The following is a 20,565-nucleotide window of genomic DNA, read 5'->3' as shown; positions in this document are numbered from 1 at the left end:
CCCCGGTGGGCGGTACCCTGCGCCTACCGGGGCGTGGCCGACGCGGCGATCGAGGTGGCGGCGGCCGACACCCGGACCGGCAGGAGAGGAACGCGAAGTTCGTGGACGACATCGTTTCGCTGGTCAGGCCCGAGATCTACGCGATGCGGCCGTACAGTTCGGCGCGCGTCGAGGCCGATCAGGCCGTGCGGATCCACCTCGACGCGAACGAGAACCCCTATCCGCCGTACCCGGGCGGCAGCGAACAGGAGGGGCTCAACCGGTATCCGGAGCCGCAACCACCGTCGCTGCTGCGCCGATTCTCCGAGATCTACGGACTGCCGGTCGAGCAGCTCTTCCTGTCCCGCGGCGCGGACGAGGCCATCGACCTGCTGGTCCGCGCGTTCTGCGCGGCCGGTCGGGACGCCATCCTGATCACACCGCCGACCTTCGTCATGTACGAGACGGCCGCGCACATCCAGGGCGCCTCGGTGCGGCAGGTGCCCCTGCTGGCCGGGTCGTACCAGCTCGACACGGACGCGATGCTGGCCGCCTGTGACGCCGACCCGGGGATCAAGATCGTCTTCGTCTGCTCACCGAACAACCCGACCGCCAACCTGATGGAACACGCGTCCGTGCTGCGGCTCGCCGAGCGGCTGCGCGGCCGGGCGATGGTGGTGGTGGACGAGCTGTACCTGGACTACTCGGGTCGACCGTCCCTCGCCGGTGCGATCGCCGAGCAGCCCAACCTCGTGGTCGTACGGTCCTTGTCCAAGGAGTACAGCCTCGCCGGTGAACGCTGCGGCATCACCCTCGCGCACCCGGAGGTCGTCGGGGTGCTGCGCCGCATCATGCCGCCGTACCCCCTCACCGTCACGGCGATCCGGGCGATCGGCGCGGCGATCTCGCCCGACGGCATCGCCTACGGGCGGCGCAACATCGACCGCATCGTCGCCGAGCGGGACCGCGTGCGTGAGGCCCTGGCGCAGCTGCCCACCATCGTCGAGGTGCTTCCCTCGGACGCCAACTTCCTGCTGGTACGCACCGAGGATCCACGGCGACTCTGCGCCGCGCTGGCCGCGCAGGGCATCAGGCTGCGGGACCGCAGCGGCGTGATCGACGGCGCGGTGCGGCTGTCGATCGGCACGCCCGAGGAGAACGACGAACTGCTCCGGGCGCTCAAGCTCCACGGCTGAGCCGACGTACTCGCTCGTCCGCTCAGCCGAAGTTGGCCAGCAGGAAGGCACCCAGGCCCGCCAGCGCCAGCGGCAGCGCCGTGGCCAGGGCCAGCGCGCGTTGCCGGTTCGTGCGCCCCGCCACGACGAGGACCAGCAGACCGAGCGCGATCTTGATCAGCGCGTCCCAGATCGGGTCGTCGCCGTAGTCGGGGTTGCCGATCCGGCGGATCTCCAGCCCCGCCTCGGCGAACAGCACCGCGGCCGGTAGCGCGGGCCCGACCACCCGTCGCCAGTCCGCCGCGCGCGCCCACACCCCGGCGATACCGAAGAGCACTCCGGCGAGGACGCCGAAGCACATCCAGAGCAGTGACGACGGCGCCCACAGGACAGACCAGTCGTCGCCCTGCACGAGCGCCGCCGTGACGTAGTAGCTGGGCACCGCGACCACGAGCCCGACGGCGGCGCCGACCGCCGCGCGCAGCGCACCCGTACGGACCCAGCGGCCGAAGAAGAACGCGGCGACCGCCCAGACCGCGCTGGAGTTGCCCAGGTTGCCGGCAGGATAGGGGACGTACTTGATCCAGATGAAGTCGATCGAGCCAAGCAGCAGACCGCCCAGTAATGCGGCGAGCGCGACGTGTCGATGGCCGGGTTCAGGTCGCATCGCAGCAGATAATACCGGGTATGCATCAGGGTTCTGTGCTGCGGGTCAGGCGATTCCATGGGGCCGCTACCGCCGGGTGCGGCGCTGACGTCGGCACCTGGCGGGTGGCCGGATCGCGATCCGGCGAGCAGTCTGGAGTGCTGTCGCATACCCGTGCCTCGGCCCGGGTACGTCGATCGAGGAGAGGTGCCGTGGGGCGTGGCGTGCGACGGGAGAGCCCACCCGGCCGGGATGAGGAGTGGGAGATGTCGATGCGCAGCTGGCTCGCCGGAGCGGGGCTGGTGGCGCTGGCCCTCGGGGCCGGAGCCTGCGGTGGGGCGGACGGCACCGACGAGGGCTCCGCGTCGCCGACGACCACCCCGGTCGCCACCGCCACGCCGACCCCGGCCGCCACTCCCGACGTGTTGTCCGGCACCCGCCAGGTCACCATCAGCCGGATCGACGCCTTCGAAGCGCGGTTGTCGCTGACCGACGACGGTCGCCTCGCCGAGGTGGACGACGACAGTGGTCGGCAGCTGTTCGTGCCGACTCCGCTGACCGGGCAGAAGTACCTGATCAGGGCGTACCGTGGCGCCGGCGGTGGTAAGCCGATCTGCTGGCAGTCGGTCAACCCGGGCGGCGGTCGGCCGCTGACGGTGGAGGGCGTCGCCTGCCGGGAGGGCGAGCCGCGACAGCAGTTCACCATCTCCGCCGCCGACGCGGACGAGGGATTCCTGATCAGCTTCGACTCGGCGTACCTGCGGAACTCGCCGGACTCCGGGCTGATCCTGGAGAAGCTGGGCGACCGGCCGCCGATGAGCAGCTTCCGGTTCAACGACAACGGGCCGGCGCCCGCCTGGAAGTAACGACCGCGCCGGTCACCCCGCGTCGTGGCTGGGCCGGTCACCCGGCGTGGTGGCGGGGCCGCTGGCCGGGCGTACGGCCTTCGAGGTCGCTCTTGAGCGTGGCCAGCATCCCCACCGCCGCGCTGGCGTAGTCGCCGATCCACCGGTCGTGGATGTGCTTGATCGGTAGCGGGTCGAGGTGATTCCACCGCTCGCGGCCCTTGCGCTGGGCGATGACCAGCCCGGCCGCCTCCAACACCCGCAGGTGTTGCATCACCGTGCAGCGATCCAGGTGCGGGAACCGCTCGCAGAGATCGCCGGTGGTCCGTGGCTGGTCCTTGAGCGCATCGAGGATCCGTCGCCGGGTCGACGAGGCCAGCGCCTTGAAGACGAGGTCCTCGTCGACCGGATCCGGTTCGGCGCGTACGCCGTGACTCGACATGTTATAAAGCTATAACATGTCGATGTCGGGTGAGAGGACCACCATGGACCTGCGATTCAAGATCGCTGGACGGATCAGTCGGGGCGTACACGAGGTGTTCGAGGCGGTGGTCGACCCCGACCAGCTCTCCCAGTACTTCACCACCGGCGGCGCGAAGGGCCGACTGGTCACCGGAGCCACCGTCACCTGGGACTTCGCCGAATTCCCCGGCGCCTTCCCGGTCGAGGTGGTCGAGGTGGAGCAGGACCGGCGGATCGTGCTGCGCTGGGAGGCGGCCGACGACGCCCAGTCCACCTCCGACGAGCCGGTCACCGGCGCGTCCTACTTCACCACCGTCACCATCGAGTTCGAGGCACTCGGTGACGACCGGACGCTGGTCACCATCGCCGAGGAGGGATGGCGGCCCACCCCCGGGGGCCAGCGGGCCTCGTACGGCAACTGCGAGGGGTGGACCAACATGCTCTGCTGCCTCAAGGCGTGGCTGGAGCACGGCATCAACCTGCGCGCCGGATTCTTCGCCTGACCCGTCAACCTCCTGGTCATGGCCTGGGACGTCCCGGTCGGTGCAGCCAGGGTGCGATCCTGGGCGCCGCAGCGACCGCCAAAGACCCCCCTCGCTCCGACCCGTCGATGCTGACGCCGCTAGCCGGTCGCCGCCTGGTGTTCGGCGACGGCGCGGCCCATCCGGGTCACCGCCTCGGTCAGGATCTCCGGGGAGGTGGCGAAGTTGAGCCGGACGAAGCCGGTGCCGCCGGTGCCGAAGACGTGCCCGGAGCTGAGCGCCACCCGTGCCCGGTCGAGGAACAACCCCGCCGGCCCGGCGATGTCGGTCACCACGCCGGGCTCGTCGCCGACCGGCCCGCTGTCGATGCCCAGGTCGGTGCAGTCCAACCAGGCCAGATAGGTGCCCTCGGGCGGGTCGTAGCCGATGGTCGGGGCATGCCGGGCCAGCAGCGTCCCGAGCAGCTTGCGGTTGCCGTCGAGACCCGCCAGGAGACGGTCCAGCCAGTCGCCGCCGTCGCGGAAGGCGGCGGTGTGCGCGATGACGCCCAGGTGGCTCGGCCCGTGGCCGACCTCCTCCGGCATCCGCCGCAGGTCCGCCACCGCGCGTCGGCCCGCCACCACCAGCGCCGACTTCAGCCCGGCCAGGTTCCACGCCTTCGAGGCGGACAGCACCGCGAACGCGTCCTCGGCCCCGGCCACCGTGAGGTACGGCGTGAACGGTGCCCCGGGCAGCGCCAGCGGCGCGTGGATCTCGTCGGCCACCACCCGTACCCCGTGCCGACCGGCCAGCTCGGCCACCGCTTCGAGTTCGTCGCGACGGTGGACGACACCTGTCGGGTTGTGGGGGTTGCACAGCAGGAACACCGCGCGGCGACCGCCCGCGCGTGCCCGGCGGAACGCCTCGTCCAACACCGACAGGTCCATCCGCCGGTCCGCACCGAGCGGTGCCTCGATCACCTGCCGATCGGCGTGGCTGACGAAAGCGTAGAACGGTGGGTAGACCGGGGAGCAGAACACCACCGCGTCGCCGGGGTCGGTCAGCAGCCGCAGCACCTCGACGATGCCGAGCATCACGTCCGGCACCACGGTGACGTGGCCGACCGGCAGGTCGGACCAACCCCACCGTCGGGCCGCGAAGTCGCCGAGCGCCTCCGCGTACGCCGTCCCATAGGCGTACCCGGTGTCGCCGCGTCGGACCGCGTCGTGCAGTGCCTCCGCGACGGGCGCGGCCAACGGCACGTCCATCTCGGCCACCCACAGGGGCAGCACGTCCTCGGCGTACAGCCGCCACTTGACGCTCGTGCGTCGGCGCAACTCGGCCAGGGACAACTGGGTCAGCGGATTCACCATCGACAGCTCCACCTCACCCGGCGGTCCTCACCTACGTCGAGATCCCAGCCTGCCACCGAGGCCCAGGAATCATCGCATCGTACGCAACTGCTCGACCCCCGGGCGTCCCGCCGCCGGTGGTTGGACACCGCCTGCCGGAGGCTGCCAGGCTGTCCGGCCATGGAGGGCATCACGGCACAGCTACCGGCACTCCTCGGCGTGCTGGTCGGCACCATCGGCACGATCGTCGCCACCTCGCTGGCCGACCGTTCACGGTGGCGACGGAACCAGACCGTGCGATGGGACGAGCGGCGACTCGACGCGTACGTCGAGTTCGCGCGGGCGCTCAAGGAGGCGCACACCATCGCCAGCCGAGCGACCGGCGGCTACCTCGATCGCGACGTCGCCCTCGCCGAGCTGGCGGAGGCCGACTTCCGGCACACGCTCGCCTGGGAGAACGTGCTGCTGCTCGGCGACGCGCCGACGGTGACCGCGGCGCGGGCCTGGCGGGACAGTGTCTGGGCGGTCGAACGACTGGCCCGGGAGGAGCACACCGACGTCGACCGGGCCGCCCTGCTGCACCAGGCCAACAAGGCACGCGACGACTTCTACCGCGCCGCCCGTGGTGGACTCGGCGTCGGCGGCGGCTCGGTGGCCCAGGCCGACCTCCTGGTGAGCAGACTCAACCTCACACCCGCTCCGCGCGCCGACCGCTGACCACCCCGGGTTTGCCCGGCCCGATCCCAACAGGTCCGGCGCGTGTCTCAGACCGGCTGGTCGAGGATGGCGCTGAACCGCTGCTCGGCCAGGTCGAGCTGGTCCAGGATGTGCTGCTTGACCGCCTCGGACAGCGGAGTGTCGGCCCGGGTGACGAGGTCGCGGTACACCGGCAGCAACGGGCGGTACTTCCGGGCCGACGATTCGACCTTCGGGCCGACGGAATGGATCACCCCGACGCCGTTGTCCGTGAAGTCGGAGATCTTGATGACCCGTGCCCAGGGTTCCCGTTCGAGACTGGCGGCGACATGCTCGCGGTACTGCTCGTACCGGTCACGCCCGGGATCCCACGGCGGGTTGGTGACCGCGCCCACCAGACGCGCCACCCGTGGCCCGAACCGCTCCGCGAGCACCGCCAACGCCCCAATCGCCAGATCCCCAGCCGCTCCCTCGCCCCCCACCAACTCGCCCGGGTGGTCCTCGACGGCGTCGTGCAGCAGCCCGGCGACGATCACGTCGACGTCGCGCACCTGGTAGTGGTGCAGCATCCGGATCGACACCCGGAGCAGATGATTGACGTACGGCTCCCGGGACCGGCGATCGTCGCGATGCAGCCGCGTGACCAGCTCCAACGCCTCGTCGAGCCGCTGCCGCTCGGCGCTGTCGAAGCGCTGGATCTCCAGCCGGAACCGCTCCCGCAACCCGACCTCGCCGTGCATCTCGGTGATCGCGTGCATCGGCATACTGGCCAGATAAGGCGGCAATTCCATCCGTCCCTTATACCCAATCCCCCCACCCCCCGCAGTTGCAGCTCCTTGAGCGTGGCGGTGTGGCTGTCCGCCACGCCGCCCCTGAGGTGTTCGCCGCAGCGCCCCCGCTCAAGGACCAGCGCCTCCCACCCAAGCCCCAGAGCGTCCCGCCACTCAGCCGGATCGGCCCGCCACTCGGTCGCCGTGCGGTCGCGGCCTGGCTTCGCGGGCGCGGCGCACTCAGCCACCTCACGGCCCTCGACGTGTGGGGGCTGCACCGACAACAAGCCGGGGACCTGCTGCACGTGAGCACGCCAGCGGCCTGCGAAGCTGGCCCGGAGTCCGACTCCACCGACGCCGCCACCTCACCCTCGCCCCGCCGTCGGTGCTGGTACGACAAGGGCTGCCCGTGACCACCATCGAGCGATCCCTCATCGACACGTGGCCGATGCTTCCCGTGGCCGAGCAATGGACGCCCACAATCAGGGCGGTCGACAACCGGCGGACCACCCCCGGTCGGCTGCAAACTGCGCTCGACACCACGGCGCGGGTCGCTGGCTGCGGGAGCCCAGACGTCGGCGTCCGTCGAGAACCGACCGTTGGGAGGGTAGCGGGGAGATCAGAGCCGGTGCAGTCTGACCGATGTGAAGGCTTTTGTCGGCGTGACGGACGAAAAGTGGTACCGGTTCCTGGCGGCACGTCCCACCCTGAACGAGGTCAACTTCTGGCGGCCCTCCGGCGGCGGCTTTCGTGCCCTGACGCCCGGCGAGCCCTTCTTCTTCAAGGCGCACTACCCGCTCAATCAGGTGGTTGGCGGAGGCTTCTTCAGCGGTTTCGCTCGGCTGAGGATCTCCGAGGCGTGGGAGCTGTTCGGCGAGGCCAACGGCGTCGCCAGCTTGGACGAAATGCGTCGTAGCGTCGGTCGGTACCGCAAGCAGCCGATCGGGCTCGATGAGGATCCGGTCATCGGCTGCATCTTCGTCCGCGACAGTGTCTTCTTCCCCGATGGCTCGGCGGCTGGCCCACCACCTGGCTTCGCGTCCAACGTGGTGCAGGGCAAGACGTACGACCTCGCTGACCCGTCCGCGGCCGAGTACTTCGACGTCCTGTTGCACCGCGTGCTGGGGGCGGCTATCGAAGTGGACTTCAGTAAGCCCTGGCATCGTCCTGGGCCGGTGTACGGTGATCCGCGCCTGGTGCCGCAGCGCCTTGGTCAGCAGTCGTTCAAAGCCGTGGTGCTGGGTGCCTATGGGCGGCGTTGCGCCATCACCGGCAACAAGGTCCAGCCGGTGTTGCAGGCGGCTCACATCCGGCCGTTGCCGCAGGGCGGGGAGCACCGGATCGACAACGGCCTGCTGCTTAAGTCGGACGTGCATATCCTCTTCGATCGGGGATATCTTGGCGTGGACCCCAAGTTCCGATTGATGGTCAGCCCTCGATTGCGCAGTGAATTCGGTAATGGCGACCAGTTCTACGCCAGGGCAGGTACGTCCATCGCCCTCCCGGAGCGGCGGAGCGACCGACCCAACGCCGAGTACCTTGAGTGGCACCTCGACACAGTCTTCAAAGCCGTCTGATCGCGGTTGCTGACCTGCCACGCCGGCCGCCTGGTTGGCCACCTGGCAGTACGTCAAGAACCGGTCGGATCCGGCTGTCGGCGAGCGTCGTCGCGGATGCGGGTGGCTAGGTCGAGGGCGGCGCGGATCGGGTCGTGGGCCCAGGTGCTGGCGAACGCGTCGTACAGCCGCCAACCGGCCCGGATGAGCGTGCGCTGCCGCTCTACGTGCGCGGTCACGCCGTCCGGATGCACTCCGCACATCAGACCGACCGGGCCGTCGTCGCCGACGCAGAGGTCGACCCGCCAGCGGCCCACGGGGTAGCCGGGCCGTACGTCCAGCCCGATCCGGGTCAGCTCGACCGCGAGAGCGTTCGCCCATGGGGCGGGCGGCGTGGGTTCCGGCTCGGTGGCGTTCAGCGGTTGTTCGGCGTACCGGAGATAGTCGCCGATGATGCCCTCCGGGGCCTGGAGCGACGTGACCACGGTGAGCCGCTTCCGGGCCCGGGTGACCATGACGTTGAACAGGTTCGGCTCGGCGACGAACCGGTGGCGTGCGGGTGGGTCGGCGTCGACCAGCCCGAGCGTGGCGATCACCACGTCGGCCTCGCTGCCCTGGAACGCGTGCACCGTTCCGGTACGCAGGCCCAACCGTTCGATCGCGTCGACGTCGTACGCCGACAGCAGTGCCGCCTCCACCGCGTCGGCCTGGGCGCGGAACGGGCTGATCACTGCGACGCCGCCCGGTGGGGGTCGGTCGGCGAGGGCGTCAACCAGGCCGAGTACGGTCGCCACCTCGGCCTGGTTGACGCCGTCGACCACCGTGGCGTCGGCGACGGTCACCACGTCGATGGCGTCGGCCCGTTCGTTGCCCGGGTGCCGGGTGACCAGTTCCAGCCGGTCGTCGTAGAACCGGCGGGCGGAGAATCCGATCAGGTGCGGCGCGCAGCGGTGATGTTCACCGAGCCAGGTGACGGGTGCGGCACCGGCCGCCACGTCGAAGGCGCTCGCCCGGCGCACGTCGAGTCGGTCGGTGAAGCCGGCCAGACCGTGCCGGTGCAGCGTGGCGGTCACGTCCGCGTCGGACACGAACGACACGAACCGCAACTGCCGGGGATCACCGGCGACCAGAGCCCGGCGGGCGCGGGCCAGCACCGGGGCGGCCCGCAGTTGGTCGATGTGCGCCGCCTCGTCGAGCACCACCAGGTCGAACATGCCGGCCGCCGGTGGCAGCAGGTCCTCGACGTCGGCGACCGTGCCCACCCACAGCGGCAACGCCCGGACCAGGGCGTCGGCGTCCAGCGCGGCGAGCAGTTCCCGGCGGCGGTTGCGTCCGGCCCGCAGTGCGGTGCCCAGGCCGCTGGCGGCGCGTCGGGCATCCCCGGTCCACCGTCGTGCGCTGGCGGTCTGGTTCCGCAACGCCGTGCCGACCGCCTCGGCGAGCGCGACGTCCGCTTCGGCCAGCGCCCGCCAGGCGGCGGCCAGGTCGGTGCCGCCGTGCGAGGACAACCGGGCGGCGGCCCGTACGGCGTGTGCCGCGTCCACCGCCGCCCGTAGCTGGGGTAACGGTACGTCGGTGCGGGCGCCGGTGAGCCGGTGGAGTCGGCGGGTGGCGTGCGACCGACGCCACCGGGACCACCAGCCGTCGCCGTCGCGGCTGGCGTCGTGCAGGGCGGCGCGGATCGCGGCGAGGTCGGTGTCCGGCTCGAACACCGCCGGAGCGTCGTGGCTCAGCGCGGGCAGCAGCGGCTGCCAGTCGGAGAGCGTGGCGGCGAGCCGTTCCTGCTCGAGCGCGGCGACGATGCCCGCTCGGGTTCCGGTGACCCGGTCCAGGGCGGTCGACACGGCGGTGCTGTCCCGGCGCAGCTGGGCGTCGTCCACGCCGACTGCGACGCCACCGGCAAGCTCGGTGGCGATGGCCCCGCGCCGCTCGGCATCGCCGAAGAGCACAGGTGGTGGGCCCGGATGTCGGCGCAGCAGTTCCCCCAGCACCTCGGCGGCGTGAGTCGACTGGGTGGCCACCAGCACCGATCCGCCGCGCGCCACGGTGTCCAGCGCGGCGGCGACCAGGGCGTGACTCTTGCCGTTGCCCGGGGCACCCGAGACCACCACCACGGGTGCCGTCCTGGTCCGGCGGATCACGTCCTGCTGGGCGGCGTTCAGCGGCAGGGGCGACAGCACGTCGTCCGCGTCGGTGAGATCGGCTGTGCTCGGGGCCTGCGCGGTGCCGTCGGTGCCGAGGTAGAGCCGGTTCAGGGCGGTGTCCGCCAGCCCGGGTCGGCCCGCCCAGCTCAACAGGGTGTCGCGGAGACGACCGGCGAACACGTCGCGGGTCACGAAGATCGCTGCCGCGGCCACCCCGGTGACATCGTCGTCGACGCCGCGCGGCGGGCGCGTCTGGACCGTGGCCACCTTCACGCCGGCGGCCTCGGCCGCCGAGGCGATCCAGGCGGTGGTGCCGGGGGCGGTCAACCAGCCGGGTCCGGCGAGCCCCGGTGCGGCCTCCAGCCGGGCGGCGAGTTCCCGATCCTCGATCAGCGAGGTCAGTTCGAGGTCACCGGCCGGCACGACCCGGTACCCGCGTCGGCTGCGTTGCAGGCGTACCGGCTGGGCCAGCAGCGGCAGCCGGATCCGTCGCCGGGTGCCGTCCAGGTCGGCGGTGCCGACGAGGAAGGCCAGTCCGAGGCGGAGGATCCGTTCGTCGCGGTGCAGGGCGTCGAGCGCGGCGAGCCGGTCCAGTCGTGCGCTACGTGGACCCCGGTGCGGTTCCGGCAGCCAGACCAGCGGCCGACCGGGCCCGGAGACGTCGAGGACCCGCTCGGCACCGGCCGGGGCCAGGTCGGCGAGCGCGGTGAGGATGGCCGCCGCGTGCATCGCCCGCAGATTCTGCCCTACCTGGTCCCGCCCGGGACCCCCGTCCACCTCGCCGCTGTCCACGACCGGCGGTGACCGAATTTGACACAGGCCCTGGCTAGCCTGACGGCCATGACTCTTGATCTCCTCCTGCTACCCGATCCCGTTGGAGAGTCCTCGCTGAAGGCGTCGGACGGCGAACGGAAGGACACGGGTGATTCGTCCGACTCTCAGGCGTGGGATGCCATCGTCTCCGGCGTACGGGACGTCGTCGGCGAGGTGGTGCTGGGCGAGGACGGCCCGAACCGCACGCTGACGCACCAGGCCAGCGGCATCACGGTGCGCTACCGGTCTGGTGAGGCGGCCGTCAACCTGCCGTTCTGGCACAGTGGCGCGGATGCTGAGTGGTTCGTCCGGACCACCTACCGGATCGGGCACGTGGTGGCGGACGCGACGGGCCTCGTCGCCCACGTCTCGCAACTGGGTGTGCCGCTGACCGAGGCTGAGTCCAGCATCGGCGCCGCGGTCGACGTGCTGTTCGAGGAGGGGCCCGTCTCGTCGCACCTCTGGCCGCGCGATGGCATCCGGGTCTACTTCACCGGCCCCGCCACCCTCGCCGACGCCGCGCAGCGCCTGAGGTCGATGGTGGTGGCCGAGGAGAACGACCGACTCACCGTGCAATGGGATGACGGTCCCCAACTGGAGGTGACCTTCGAGGCGGGGCCACGGATCGCCATCGAGGCCGCCGAGGTCGCCGAGGACTATGGCATTCCGGAGATGGCCGCCTACGACCGCCGGTTCCAGGTCACCTTCGACGATCTCGACGAGGTGCTCCAGGAGACCAACACCCTGATCGACGTCACTCTGCACCTCCAGGATCTCACCGGGGGTTACGTGAGGCGTTCCTGGAACGACGAGGTGTCGCCGCCGTACGACAGCTAGTGCGGTGGTGGGGCCGTCGGGTGTCGACGGCCCCACCAGGTCGGGCGTGCTGTCCCGGGGGACGGCCGGGTTGGTGCGCTAGTTGGCGTACGTCTCGAACTCGGCGACCCTCGGGGTGCCGGTCGAGCTGGTGATGTCGAAGGTCACCTTGCGCATCGACGTCGGGGCGAAGCTGATGACGCCCGCGCCGGTGCCGGAGGCCAGCACCGCGCCGGTGTCGTGGTTGAGGACCCGCCAGTTGCGGATGGTGCCGTCGGAGCCGGACGCCTCACGGATGTTGATCCGGGAGACCGTGGTGGCGGAGCCCCACTTGATCGAGATCTGTCCGGTGGTGCCGTTCGGCGACCAGGCGGTGTTCATGTTGCCGTCGCGCACGTCGCCGTAGCTGGTGCCGCTGGCCTTGCTGGAGCCGTCGGAGCCGGCGCCGATGCTGAGGTTGGGGCCGCTGGGCTGGCTCGGCGTCGGGCTGCTGCTCGGGGGTGGGGCGGTGTTGGTCGGCCCCGGCGTCGGGCTGGTCGGCCCGGCGGTCGGGCTCTGCGGCGTGCAGTTGCCGTTCGAGGTGCGGATGCCCTTGTTCGCTCCGGCGGTCTGGCTGACGATGCTCGGCACGCAGCTGGCCGAGTCGAGGTGGTACGAGTACGGGACGCTGACGCTGGTGTTGGAGGTCGGGTTGGGCCCGGCCGGGTTGGTGTCGCCGCTGCGGCTCGACCAGGTCACGTTGTCGAAGATGTTGCCGCTGACCTGCCAGTAGCCGGCCGCGCTGGTGTAGAAGGTGCCCAGCACGTTCTTGGCGTCCTGGAAGTAGTTGTTGTCCACCTTGGCGCGCGCACCGGCCCGGGAGTTGATGCCGGACTCGTTGAGGCGTACGTAGTGGTTGTTGAAGATGTGGGCGATGCCGCCACGCAGCAGCGGCGTACGGGAGTCGATGTTCTCGTACCGGTTGTGGTGGAACGTGACGTACCCGTTGGACAGGTCGCTCTCGCTGGACCCGATCAGCCCACCCCGGCCGGAGTTGCGCAGGATGCTGTAGGACAGCGTCACGTACTGGGTGTTGTTCTTCATGTCGAACAGCCCGTCGTAGCCCTCCGACTCGCCGCCGGACGCCTCCAGCGTGACGTGGTCGACCCAGACGTTGCGGACGTTGGCCTCCATGCCGATGGCGTCGCCACCGTTGGACGTGGGCGAGCCCGACTTCTTGACGTTCCGGACCGTCACGTTCTGGATGATGATGTTCCGGGCCTCGCGGATGTGGATGCCGATCTGGTCGAAGAGGGCTCCGTTGCCGACGCCGAGGATGGTGACGTTGCTGATCTGCTTGAGTTCGATCACGTCGGCGGCGGTGTTGCAGCTCGAACCGGACACCTTGCTGGTGTTGCCGTGGTTGATGGTTCCCTCGACCTGAATGATGATCGGGGTGCTGCTGCTGGCCCGGTTGCACAGGGCCGCGTGGATCTGGGTTCCGGTGGTGGCGCGTACGGTCTGCCCGCCGGAGCCGCCGGTGGTGCCACCGTTGCTGCTCGCGAAACCGGTGGCGCTGCCGACCGCGGCGGACGCCTGCGGCATCGTCGTCAGGGTCACGCAGAGCGCGGCTGTCGTGGCGGTGGCGGCCATCCCAGCGAGGAGTCGGAGTGTGACCGTTCGTCTCATCCTGATCTCACTTCCTTGTCGGTGGTGGCGTAAGGAAGGGCCCCCTTCTAACGCCTGAGGTAGAGCAGGGGTCCCCTGTTAACACCTGGGTTACTGCGGGAGGCGGTCGGCGCCGGCGAGGGAACCGACCGCCAGCGGCACCAGCGGAGCCGGCAGCACCGGTCCGTGCCGCAACGAGGGCGTCCAACCGGCGTCGGGGCTCAGGTCGGGGTCGTGTGCGGCGTTGTACGCGGCCACCAGGTCCACCGGGCGGGGCAGCCCGCCCGCCGGATCGACCCAGTTGCCCCGGGTGGTGATCGCGGTGCCACCCCAGTCGTAGAGCAGGTCGGCGGCGTCGACGCCGGTGCCGAGGGTGAAGTGGTTGTTCTCGACGTGCACCGCGGACTGGACGCCGACGCCGATGGCGTACTCGAAGCCGTCACCGCCGAGTCGATAGGCGTTGTTGTAGACGTCGACCTGACCGAAGCGGACTCGAGGCAGCCGTTGGAGCCCGCCGTCGAAGAGGTTGTGGTGCAGGGTGACGTTCAGCCGGCCGACGTCTGGTCCGACGGTGTTGGACGAACCGATCAGCATCAGCTTGTCCCGCCCCACGAAGCGGTTCCACGAGGCGGTGACCAGGCTGGCGGTGTGGGTGATATCCAACGCGCCGTCGTGCACCTGGTAGGGCCGTCCGAAGTACAGCGGCTGGGCGCTGTCCGGGTTGTCCCCGTCGGTGAAGGTGTTGTGGTCGATCCAGACGTTCTCGCTGCGGCGTACCGACAGCAGGTCGAACTGCGAGTTCCAGTTGCCGGCCTCGCCGTCGGTGGGGGACCAGGCGGGGAAGCAGTCCCGGGCATCGTCGAAGGTGAGGTTGCGGACGATGACGTTCGGTGCCCGGTCGATCATCAGGGTGAGCCCGGTCAGCCGCGCCCCCCGCAGCCCGACGATGGTGGTGTTCGGGCCGACGTTGATCTGCGTCTGCCGGGTCTGGTTGGTCACCGACCGGACCCGCGCCTCCTCCAGCGGCCCGCTCGGCGTCACCCGACCCCAGACCGCCGGGTCGTACGCGGCCAGGTACGCCTCCAGCGAGTACCCGGGGTCGGCCAGGTCGGTACAGGACAGCAGTCGGCCGTCGGCAGTCTCGAAGCCGTCGATGCGGCCCTTGACGTACACGATCTTGGGGGTGTCGTTCGTCGCGTTGGTGGCGTTGTCCCCGCCGAGCGCGTCGACCAGTTCCGCGCGGCTGCTCACCACGTGGATCTGGTCGGCCGAGGCGGCGGAACCTCCGGTGGTGCCCGGCCCGGCGGCTGCCCAGCCGTCGCCGGTTGGCAGGGCCTGTCGGCCCAGCTGGCGGGCCAACGGTGACAGGGGTGCCGAGGCACCCCGCTGGAGCTGGCTGCCGTCGGTGGCGTCCGGATGGCTGGCCGGTCGGGCCAGGGCGGCGGCGGGCGCGGCGCTCAAGGCGATAGTGATCGATGTCGCGATGGCGGCAAGTCTGCGCATCGGTTCGTTCCGTTTCCTTCGTCGCTGTTTCCTATTAGCCACGAAGGTTACGGTCGTGCTTTTATTGTGGTCAATATTATGGATGTGCAGATTTGTTGCAGTAAATGCTGTCGGGTGGCATCGTCCCGACGGGCTGTGGTCGGGAAACCGCTGTTCATCGCATTGTCTCTGGTCCTGTGTGGATCGGAGAGTTTGCAGTTTGTTGCGGCGACGCCTCCTATTCTTGCCCGGTCAGGTCGGTGTGCCAAGGGGTAATCGCCCAGGGCACGCCGAGTTCCGACGGCAACCGACCCTGATCGGCCACCTGACGTAGCACCTCGTTCACGCCACGCACCCGAAGGACCCGTTGTGGACCGACACCGACGCTCTCCACCAGATCACCGTCGAGCAGCGTCGGCTCGGGCGACGCCTGCAACGCGGTCAGCACGGCGGTGAACGGCGCGGTCCGGGCCAGCGGCGCGATCAGCGGCACCTGCGGATCGGCCCGATGAGCCAGCAGGTTCTCCAGCAGCCCACGGCGGCCGGGCACCTCACCGGCGGTGGTCTCACCGGGCAGCCGCAACCGGTCGGTCGGGTACTCCAGCACCGCCCGACCGGCATCCCCGGTGACGATCACCTCACCGGCGATGAAGTCCTCGCCGGCGAGGGTCACGGCGGCCACGATCGGCGGTCCGAGACGCGGCCGTACCCGCAGCACCGCAGTGTCGTCCACCTCGATCGGCCGGACCCGGTACCGCTCCACCTCGATGCTGACCGGCTCCACTGGGCCACCACCGACCGCCTCGGCGACCGCCAGGCACTGCATCACCGCGTGGGCGAGGGGGTTGGCCAAGGCTCCGTCGAGCACCGGACGCCCGTCGAGCAGGCGACGCCCGGCCCAGGGCGCGCGGGCGTAGTAGGCGTCCGGGCGTTGCCAGGCGGCCACCGTGGCGATGCCGGTGACCGCACCCAGCCGTCCCGCCGACACCGCGTCGGTCAACATGGTCAGCGCCGCCGAACCGAGTGCCTGGAAACCGACCTGCACGACCCGCCCGGTGCTGCCCAGTGCGGCGGTCAGTGCCTCGTGCTCGGCGGTGCACAGCACCGGTGGCTTCTCCAGCAGCACGTCCGCTCCGGCGGCCACCGCCTCCCGGGCGATCGGCAGGTGGGTGTGCGGTGGAGTGCAGATGACCACCACGTCCGGCGAGACGTCGGCGAGCATCGCGCGGTGGTCGGTGAACACCGGGACGTCGGCCGGGACCGGAGCCGTCGGTTCCGGCTCGATCGGATTGGTGTCGACCAGCGCGGCCAGCCGTACCCGACCCTCGTCGTGCAACCGACCGATCACCCGACGGTGCCAGCGACCGTGCCCGTTCGCCCCGACCAGCGCCACGCGCGGAACGTTAATAGGGGCCCCTTCCTCTACCGCAGGCGTTAACAAGGTGCCCTTCCTTACCGTCATACCGCATTGGACAGGGTGGGGAGTACGCCGTGGCGGTGCAGGTCGGTGAGCCACGCCACCAGGTCGGCCCGGACCTGCTCGTCGGCGGCGACCTCGGGTGGGACGACCTCGTCGAGGCCGAGGATCGCGTCCACCGCCCCGACCGGGGTCTGCGGCGCGGCGGCCAGGGCCGCGCGGATCACCTCCGCCAGCGGGTCGTCCAGCGGCAGGGCGCTGCCGTCGTCGGCGCTGCCCTGGCTGAACCGGATCCAGGCGGCCACGACGAGCGCCGCCCAGCGGGCCGACCGTCCGGCCGCGCGCAGGTCGGCGATCGTGTGCAGGACACGCTGCGGCAGCTTCTGCGAACCGTCCATCGCCACCTGGAGGGTACGGTGCCGGATCGCCGGGTTGCCGAAGCGTTCCAGCACCTGCTCGCCGTAGGCGACCACGTCCACCCCGTCGGGCGGGGCGAAGCTGGCGGCCACGTCCTCGGCGATCATCCGGCGCAGCACGTCGCCCAGATGCGGCATCGCGAGGGCGTCCGCGATCGTCTCGCGGCCGGCCAACGCACCGAGGTAGGCGGTCGCCGAGTGCACGCCGTTGAGGGCGCGCAGCTTCAACCGCTCCCACGGGCCCGCGTCCGCGCAGAGCACCGCCCCGGCACGGTCCCAGGCGGGACGACCGCCGGGGAAGTCGTCCTCGATGACCCACTGGGTGTACGGCTCGGCCGCCACCGCCGCGAGGTCCTCCACGCCGAGCGCGTGTCGGGCCGCCGCGAGGGTCTCCGGGGTGCTGGCCGGGACGATCCGGTCCACCATGGTGCCCGGGAAACCGACCTGTGTCCCGACCCAGTCGACCACCTGTCCCGGGGTGTCCGCGTACGCCATGCACTGGGTGACCAGGCCGCGTAGCCGGCGGCCGTTGGCGGGCAGGTTGTCGCAGCTGACCAGGGCGATCGGCCCGGCGTCGGCGGCCGCACGGGCCAGCAGCCCACGGACCAGCAGCCCCGGCACGGTGACCGGCGGCCGGTCGGTGGTCAGGTCGGCGACCAGGTCGGCGTCGGGACGTAGCGTGCCCGCGGCCGGGTCGAGCTGGTACGCCTTCTCGGTCACGGTCAGGGTGACCACCCGGATCGCCGGGTCGGCCAGCAGCGCCACCACCGCCTGCGGGTCGGCGGCGGCCAGTCGCACCCCGGCCAGCGACCCGACCACCCGGGTACGCCGGTCGTCAGCGGAGAGCGTGCTGACGCTGAACAGATTGTCCTGGGCGGCCAGCGTCTCCACGAGCGTCGCGTTGCGGGGCGCCACGCCGACGATGCCCCAGTCGCCACCGGCCAGCCCGATCGCCTGTTCGGTGTAGACGGCCTGGTGGGCGCGGTGGAACGCGCCCAGCCCGAGGTGCACGACTCCGGCGCGTACCGTGCCTGGACGGATCAGTGGGCGGGCCTCGGCGGGTAACCGGCGTACCACGTCCAACCCGAGCCGGGACGCGCCCACGGTCACCGCCACGCCGGGCCGTCCGGGAAGCGGAAGGTGGTGATCGACTCGGGACGCATGGTGGCGCTGTAGCCCGGCGCGGTGGGCAGCAGGTAGCGCCCGTCGCGGGTGCGTACCGGGTCGACGAAGTGCTCGTGCAGGTGGTCGACGTACTCGATCATCCGTCCCTCCAGACTGGTGCCCACCCGTAGGTAGTCGAAGATGGCCAGGTGCTGCACGTACTCGCAGAGGCCGACACCACCGGCGTGCGGGCAGACCGGCACCCCGAACTTCGCCGCCATCAGGATCTCGGCGAGCACCTCGTTGACCCCGCCCACCCGGCAGGCGTCGATCTGCATCACGCCGATCGCCTCGGCCTGGAGCAGCTGTTTGAAGATGACCCGGTTCGCGGCCACCTCCCCGGTGGCGACCCGGCACCGCCCGCCGGTCAGCTCCTCCATCGCGCGGGCGATGCGGGCGTGGCCGAGGATGTCGTCGGCGTGGGTCGGCTCCTCGATCCAGTACGGGTCCACCTCGACGAGGGCCGTCATGTTGGTGATCGCCTCGTCGACGTCCCACACCTGGTTGGCGTCCATCATCAGCAGCGCGTCGGGGCCGATCTCCGCCCGGATGATCCGGGCCCGCCGCAGGTCGTCGGCGGGCGGCCCACCGACCTTCATCTTCATCGCCCGCCACCCCTGGGCGTACGCGTCCCGGGTGAGCGCCCGGACCTTGTCGTCGGGGTAGCCGAGCCAACCCACCGAGGTGGTGTACGACGGGAAGCCGTCGCGGTCCAGCAGGCCGAGGCGGTCGGCGAGCCCGTCGCGCCCCTTGTCCAGGATCGCGGCGGCCTCGTCGGGGGCGAGCGCGTCGGTGATGTGGGTGAAGTCGACGTTGGCCACCAACTCGTCGGTGGGCAGTTCGGCCAGGTAACGCCACATGGGTTTGCCGGCCAGCTTGGCCCGCAGATCCCACACCGCGTTGACCAGGGCACCGGTGGCCATGTGGATGACCCCCTTCTCCGGCCCCAGCCAGCGCAACTGCACGTCGGCCGCGAGCGAGCGCCAGAACGCCACCGGCGCGGCGGCGATCTCCGCCACGTCGCGTCCCCGTACGTGGTGGGCCAGGGCGTCGACCGCCGCGCAGGTGATCTCGTTGCCCCGGCCGTTGGTGAAGGTGAAGCCGGCGCCGGTCGGTCCGCCGTCGGTGCTCAGCTCGACGTACGTCGCCGAGTAGTCGCCCCGGTTGATCGCGTCGGAGCCGTCACCACTGGCGGCGGTGGGGAACCGTACATCGTGCACGGTGACGTCGGTGATGATGGTCATTGTTGCCTTCCGTTCGCGACTGCGGGGCCCCGCCGCGCTGCGCTCCTGGCGCTCACCACGTCTCCCCGAACTTGAAGACCCGCTTCGGCAGTCGGTACGCGAGGTCGACCATGGTCTCGGCGGCCTCGTCCATGGGCAGCCGGTGCTCGGCGACCAGCCGGGCCAGGAAACCGGCGTCGATGCGGCGTGCCACGTCGTGGCGGACCGGGATGGAACAGAACGCGCGGGTGTCGTCGACGAACCCGGCGGTGTTGTAGAAACCGGCGGTCTCGGTCACCGCCTCGCGGAAGCGGCGCAGCACCTCGGGGGAGTCCAGGAACCACCAGGGGGCACCGAGCAGCAGGGCGGCGTACCCACCGGCCAGCGGTGCCAGCTCCCGGGTGAAGGTGTCCTCGTCGAGGGTGTACAGCACCACCCGCAGCCGAGGGTCGTTGCCGTGGGCGTCCAGCAGCGGGGCGAGGGCGTGCACGTACTCGGTGACCTGCGGGATGTCGCCGCCCACGTCGCGGCCGTGCCGGGCGTACAACCACCGGTTGTGGTTGCGCACCGCCCCCGGATGCAGCTGCATGACCAGGCCGTCGTCGAGCGACATCCGGGCGAACTCCAGCAGCATGTGCGCGCGGAACGCCTCCGGGTCACCCGGCTCGGCCACGCCCCGCCGCGCCCGGTCGAACAGCGTCGCCGCGTCGGCACCGAGGTCGAGGGTCCGGGCGGTCGGGTGGCCGTGGTCGGAGGAGGTGGCACCGGCGGCGATGAAGGCGGCCCGGCGGGCGCGCAGGGCGGCCAGATAGCCGGCGTACGTCCCGGTGTCCTCTCCGGTGATCTCGCCGAGCTGGTCGACGTTCGCCGACCAGCCCTCGAAGTCCAGGTCGACCACGTTGTCGGGGCGGAAGGTGGTGACCACCCGTCCGCCCGGCCCGCCCCAGCCGTCGGCGGCCAGCTTGGCGTGCCGACCCAGGTCGTCCAGGGGTGACTCGGTGGTGGCGAGCACCTCGATGTTGAACCGCTCGAACAGCGCCCGGGGGCGGAAGCCGGGCTCGGCGAGCCGGGCGGCCAGGGCGTCGTAGACCTCGTCCGCGGTGCTCGGCGTGAGCCGCGTGTCGACGCCGAACACCTCGGTGAAGGTCTGCTCCAGCCACAGCCGTGACGGGGTGCCGCGGAACAGGTGCCAGTGGTCGGCGAAACGACGCCAGATCCGTCGCCCGTCGGTCTCCACCGGGCTGCCGTCGCGGCTGGGTACGCCCAGCTCGCCGGGCGGGACGCCCTGGCTGAGCAGCATCCGGGTCAGGTAGTGGTCGGGCACGATGAGCAACTGGGACGGGTCGGGGAAGGGCTGGTCCTCGGCCAGCAGTGTCGGGTCCACGTGCCCGTGCGGGGAGATGATGGGCAACTGCGCCACCAGCGCGTACAGCTCCCGGGCCAGCGCGCGTTGGCCCGGCTCGGCGGGGAGGAGCAGGTCGGGTCTGGTCGAGGTGGGCAC

General features: G+C 71.0%; 18 protein-coding genes. 7 read left to right on the top strand and 11 right to left on the bottom strand.

The features are described from left to right. The first annotated feature begins 101 nt into the window (after positions 1-101). On the top strand, positions 102-1,175 hold the full coding sequence (gene hisC, locus ACLQ2S_RS13140; RefSeq protein WP_309223539.1) for a histidinol-phosphate transaminase: 1,074 nt from the start codon (positions 102-104) through the stop codon (positions 1,173-1,175). A 22-nt stretch (positions 1,176-1,197) separates the two neighbouring features. Here hisC and ACLQ2S_RS13135 read toward each other — a convergent pair whose 3' ends face one another. Further along, positions 1,198-1,821 carry a DUF6518 family protein gene (locus tag ACLQ2S_RS13135; protein WP_155220121.1) on the bottom strand — a complete coding sequence of 208 codons (624 nt, stop codon included), beginning with the start codon at positions 1,819-1,821 and terminating at the stop codon, positions 1,198-1,200. Positions 1,822-2,012: 191 nt separating this feature from the next. Here ACLQ2S_RS13135 and ACLQ2S_RS13130 point away from each other — a divergent pair, with 191 nt between their 5' ends. Beyond that, positions 2,013-2,666, top strand: a complete 654-nt coding sequence (locus ACLQ2S_RS13130) for a hypothetical protein (RefSeq protein ID WP_309223540.1) — start codon at positions 2,013-2,015, stop codon at positions 2,664-2,666. Positions 2,667-2,703: 37 nt separating this feature from the next. On the opposite strand, the gene ACLQ2S_RS13125 is transcribed toward ACLQ2S_RS13130, so the two are convergent. After that, positions 2,704-3,087 carry an ArsR/SmtB family transcription factor gene (locus ACLQ2S_RS13125; RefSeq protein ID WP_425701759.1) on the bottom strand — a complete coding sequence of 128 codons (384 nt, stop codon included), beginning with the start codon at positions 3,085-3,087 and terminating at the stop codon, positions 2,704-2,706. A gap of 22 nt (positions 3,088-3,109) precedes the next feature. Between ACLQ2S_RS13125 and ACLQ2S_RS13120 the strand changes: the two genes are divergently transcribed. Then, on the top strand, positions 3,110-3,610 hold the full coding sequence (locus ACLQ2S_RS13120; protein ID WP_425701758.1) for an SRPBCC family protein: 501 nt from the start codon (positions 3,110-3,112) through the stop codon (positions 3,608-3,610). A gap of 119 nt (positions 3,611-3,729) precedes the next feature. Here ACLQ2S_RS13120 and ACLQ2S_RS13115 read toward each other — a convergent pair whose 3' ends face one another. Further along, positions 3,730-4,941: a MalY/PatB family protein gene (locus ACLQ2S_RS13115; protein WP_425701757.1), complete on the bottom strand. Its 1,212-nt coding sequence runs from the start codon at positions 4,939-4,941 to the stop codon at positions 3,730-3,732. Between the two features lie 159 nt (positions 4,942-5,100). Between ACLQ2S_RS13115 and ACLQ2S_RS13110 the strand changes: the two genes are divergently transcribed. Continuing rightward, positions 5,101-5,637 (top strand): hypothetical protein, encoded by a 537-nt coding sequence (locus tag ACLQ2S_RS13110; protein WP_155220131.1) that lies wholly within the window; start codon positions 5,101-5,103, stop codon positions 5,635-5,637. 47 nt (positions 5,638-5,684) lie between these two features. On the opposite strand, the gene ACLQ2S_RS13105 is transcribed toward ACLQ2S_RS13110, so the two are convergent. Beyond that, entirely contained in the window at positions 5,685-6,407 is a 723-nt protein-coding gene (locus ACLQ2S_RS13105; protein ID WP_155220133.1) for an HD domain-containing protein, read from the bottom strand. A gap of 59 nt (positions 6,408-6,466) precedes the next feature. Between ACLQ2S_RS13105 and ACLQ2S_RS13100 the strand changes: the two genes are divergently transcribed. After that, positions 6,467-6,799: a hypothetical protein gene (locus ACLQ2S_RS13100; protein WP_155220135.1), complete on the top strand. Its 333-nt coding sequence runs from the start codon at positions 6,467-6,469 to the stop codon at positions 6,797-6,799. 231 nt (positions 6,800-7,030) lie between these two features. After that, positions 7,031-7,963: an HNH endonuclease gene (locus ACLQ2S_RS13095; protein ID WP_309223541.1), complete on the top strand. Its 933-nt coding sequence runs from the start codon at positions 7,031-7,033 to the stop codon at positions 7,961-7,963. A gap of 53 nt (positions 7,964-8,016) precedes the next feature. Here ACLQ2S_RS13095 and ACLQ2S_RS13090 read toward each other — a convergent pair whose 3' ends face one another. Beyond that, on the bottom strand, positions 8,017-10,815 hold the full coding sequence (locus ACLQ2S_RS13090) for an AAA domain-containing protein (RefSeq protein ID WP_155220137.1): 2,799 nt from the start codon (positions 10,813-10,815) through the stop codon (positions 8,017-8,019). 111 nt (positions 10,816-10,926) lie between these two features. Here ACLQ2S_RS13090 and ACLQ2S_RS13085 point away from each other — a divergent pair, with 111 nt between their 5' ends. Next, positions 10,927-11,736: a hypothetical protein gene (locus tag ACLQ2S_RS13085; RefSeq protein ID WP_155220139.1), complete on the top strand. Its 810-nt coding sequence runs from the start codon at positions 10,927-10,929 to the stop codon at positions 11,734-11,736. A gap of 78 nt (positions 11,737-11,814) precedes the next feature. Here the strand turns inward: ACLQ2S_RS13085 and ACLQ2S_RS13080 are convergent, their stop codons facing one another. The 6 genes from ACLQ2S_RS13080 to uxaC form a co-directional block, all read right to left on the bottom strand. Next, positions 11,815-13,383 carry a pectate lyase family protein gene (locus ACLQ2S_RS13080; protein ID WP_425701756.1) on the bottom strand — a complete coding sequence of 523 codons (1,569 nt, stop codon included), beginning with the start codon at positions 13,381-13,383 and terminating at the stop codon, positions 11,815-11,817. A gap of 90 nt (positions 13,384-13,473) precedes the next feature. After that, a complete protein-coding gene (locus tag ACLQ2S_RS13075) occupies positions 13,474-14,865 on the bottom strand; it encodes a pectate lyase family protein (RefSeq protein WP_425701755.1) in 1,392 nt (463 codons plus the stop codon). A 217-nt stretch (positions 14,866-15,082) separates the two neighbouring features. Beyond that, positions 15,083-16,237: a Gfo/Idh/MocA family protein gene (locus tag ACLQ2S_RS13070; protein WP_309223542.1), complete on the bottom strand. Its 1,155-nt coding sequence runs from the start codon at positions 16,235-16,237 to the stop codon at positions 15,083-15,085. A gap of 65 nt (positions 16,238-16,302) precedes the next feature. Continuing rightward, the gene (locus ACLQ2S_RS13065; protein ID WP_425701754.1) at positions 16,303-17,793 is read right to left on the bottom strand and encodes a mannitol dehydrogenase family protein; all 1,491 of its coding nucleotides are present in this window, start codon (positions 17,791-17,793) and stop codon (positions 16,303-16,305) included. After that, a complete protein-coding gene (locus ACLQ2S_RS13060) occupies positions 17,784-19,085 on the bottom strand; it encodes an enolase C-terminal domain-like protein (protein WP_425701753.1) in 1,302 nt (433 codons plus the stop codon). The genes ACLQ2S_RS13065 and ACLQ2S_RS13060 overlap by 10 nt, the downstream gene beginning before the upstream one ends. Positions 19,086-19,137: 52 nt before the next feature. After that, positions 19,138-20,565, bottom strand: a complete 1,428-nt coding sequence (gene uxaC / locus ACLQ2S_RS13055) for a glucuronate isomerase (RefSeq protein WP_309223544.1) — start codon at positions 20,563-20,565, stop codon at positions 19,138-19,140.

The sequence above is a fragment of the Micromonospora sp. DT48 genome, assembly GCF_049844495.1.
Classification (GTDB): Bacteria; Actinomycetota; Actinomycetes; order Mycobacteriales; family Micromonosporaceae; genus Micromonospora.
The sequence above is the reverse complement of the archived record's forward strand: the minus strand, read 5'-3'. Positions and strand labels throughout refer to the sequence as shown.

Excerpts from the sequence above, each read along its gene's own strand:
- ACLQ2S_RS13105 (WP_155220133.1), bottom strand. The coding sequence starts at position 6,407 with ATGGAATTGCCGCCTTATCTGGCCAGTATGCCGATGCACGCGATCACC.
- ACLQ2S_RS13115 (WP_425701757.1), bottom strand. The coding sequence starts at position 4,941 with ATGGTGAATCCGCTGACCCAGTTGTCCCTGGCCGAGTTGCGCCGACGC.
- ACLQ2S_RS13120 (WP_425701758.1), top strand. The coding sequence starts at position 3,110 with ATGTCGGGTGAGAGGACCACCATGGACCTGCGATTCAAGATCGCTGGA.
- ACLQ2S_RS13085 (WP_155220139.1), top strand. The coding sequence starts at position 10,927 with ATGACTCTTGATCTCCTCCTGCTACCCGATCCCGTTGGAGAGTCCTCG.
- ACLQ2S_RS13110 (WP_155220131.1), top strand. The coding sequence starts at position 5,101 with ATGGAGGGCATCACGGCACAGCTACCGGCACTCCTCGGCGTGCTGGTC.
- ACLQ2S_RS13060 (WP_425701753.1), bottom strand. The coding sequence starts at position 19,085 with ATGACCATCATCACCGACGTCACCGTGCACGATGTACGGTTCCCCACC.
- ACLQ2S_RS13135 (WP_155220121.1), bottom strand. The coding sequence starts at position 1,821 with ATGCGACCTGAACCCGGCCATCGACACGTCGCGCTCGCCGCATTACTG.
- ACLQ2S_RS13075 (WP_425701755.1), bottom strand. The coding sequence starts at position 14,865 with ATGCGCAGACTTGCCGCCATCGCGACATCGATCACTATCGCCTTGAGC.
- ACLQ2S_RS13080 (WP_425701756.1), bottom strand. The coding sequence starts at position 13,383 with ATGAGACGAACGGTCACACTCCGACTCCTCGCTGGGATGGCCGCCACC.
- ACLQ2S_RS13125 (WP_425701759.1), bottom strand. The coding sequence starts at position 3,087 with ATGTCGAGTCACGGCGTACGCGCCGAACCGGATCCGGTCGACGAGGAC.
- ACLQ2S_RS13090 (WP_155220137.1), bottom strand. The coding sequence starts at position 10,815 with ATGCACGCGGCGGCCATCCTCACCGCGCTCGCCGACCTGGCCCCGGCC.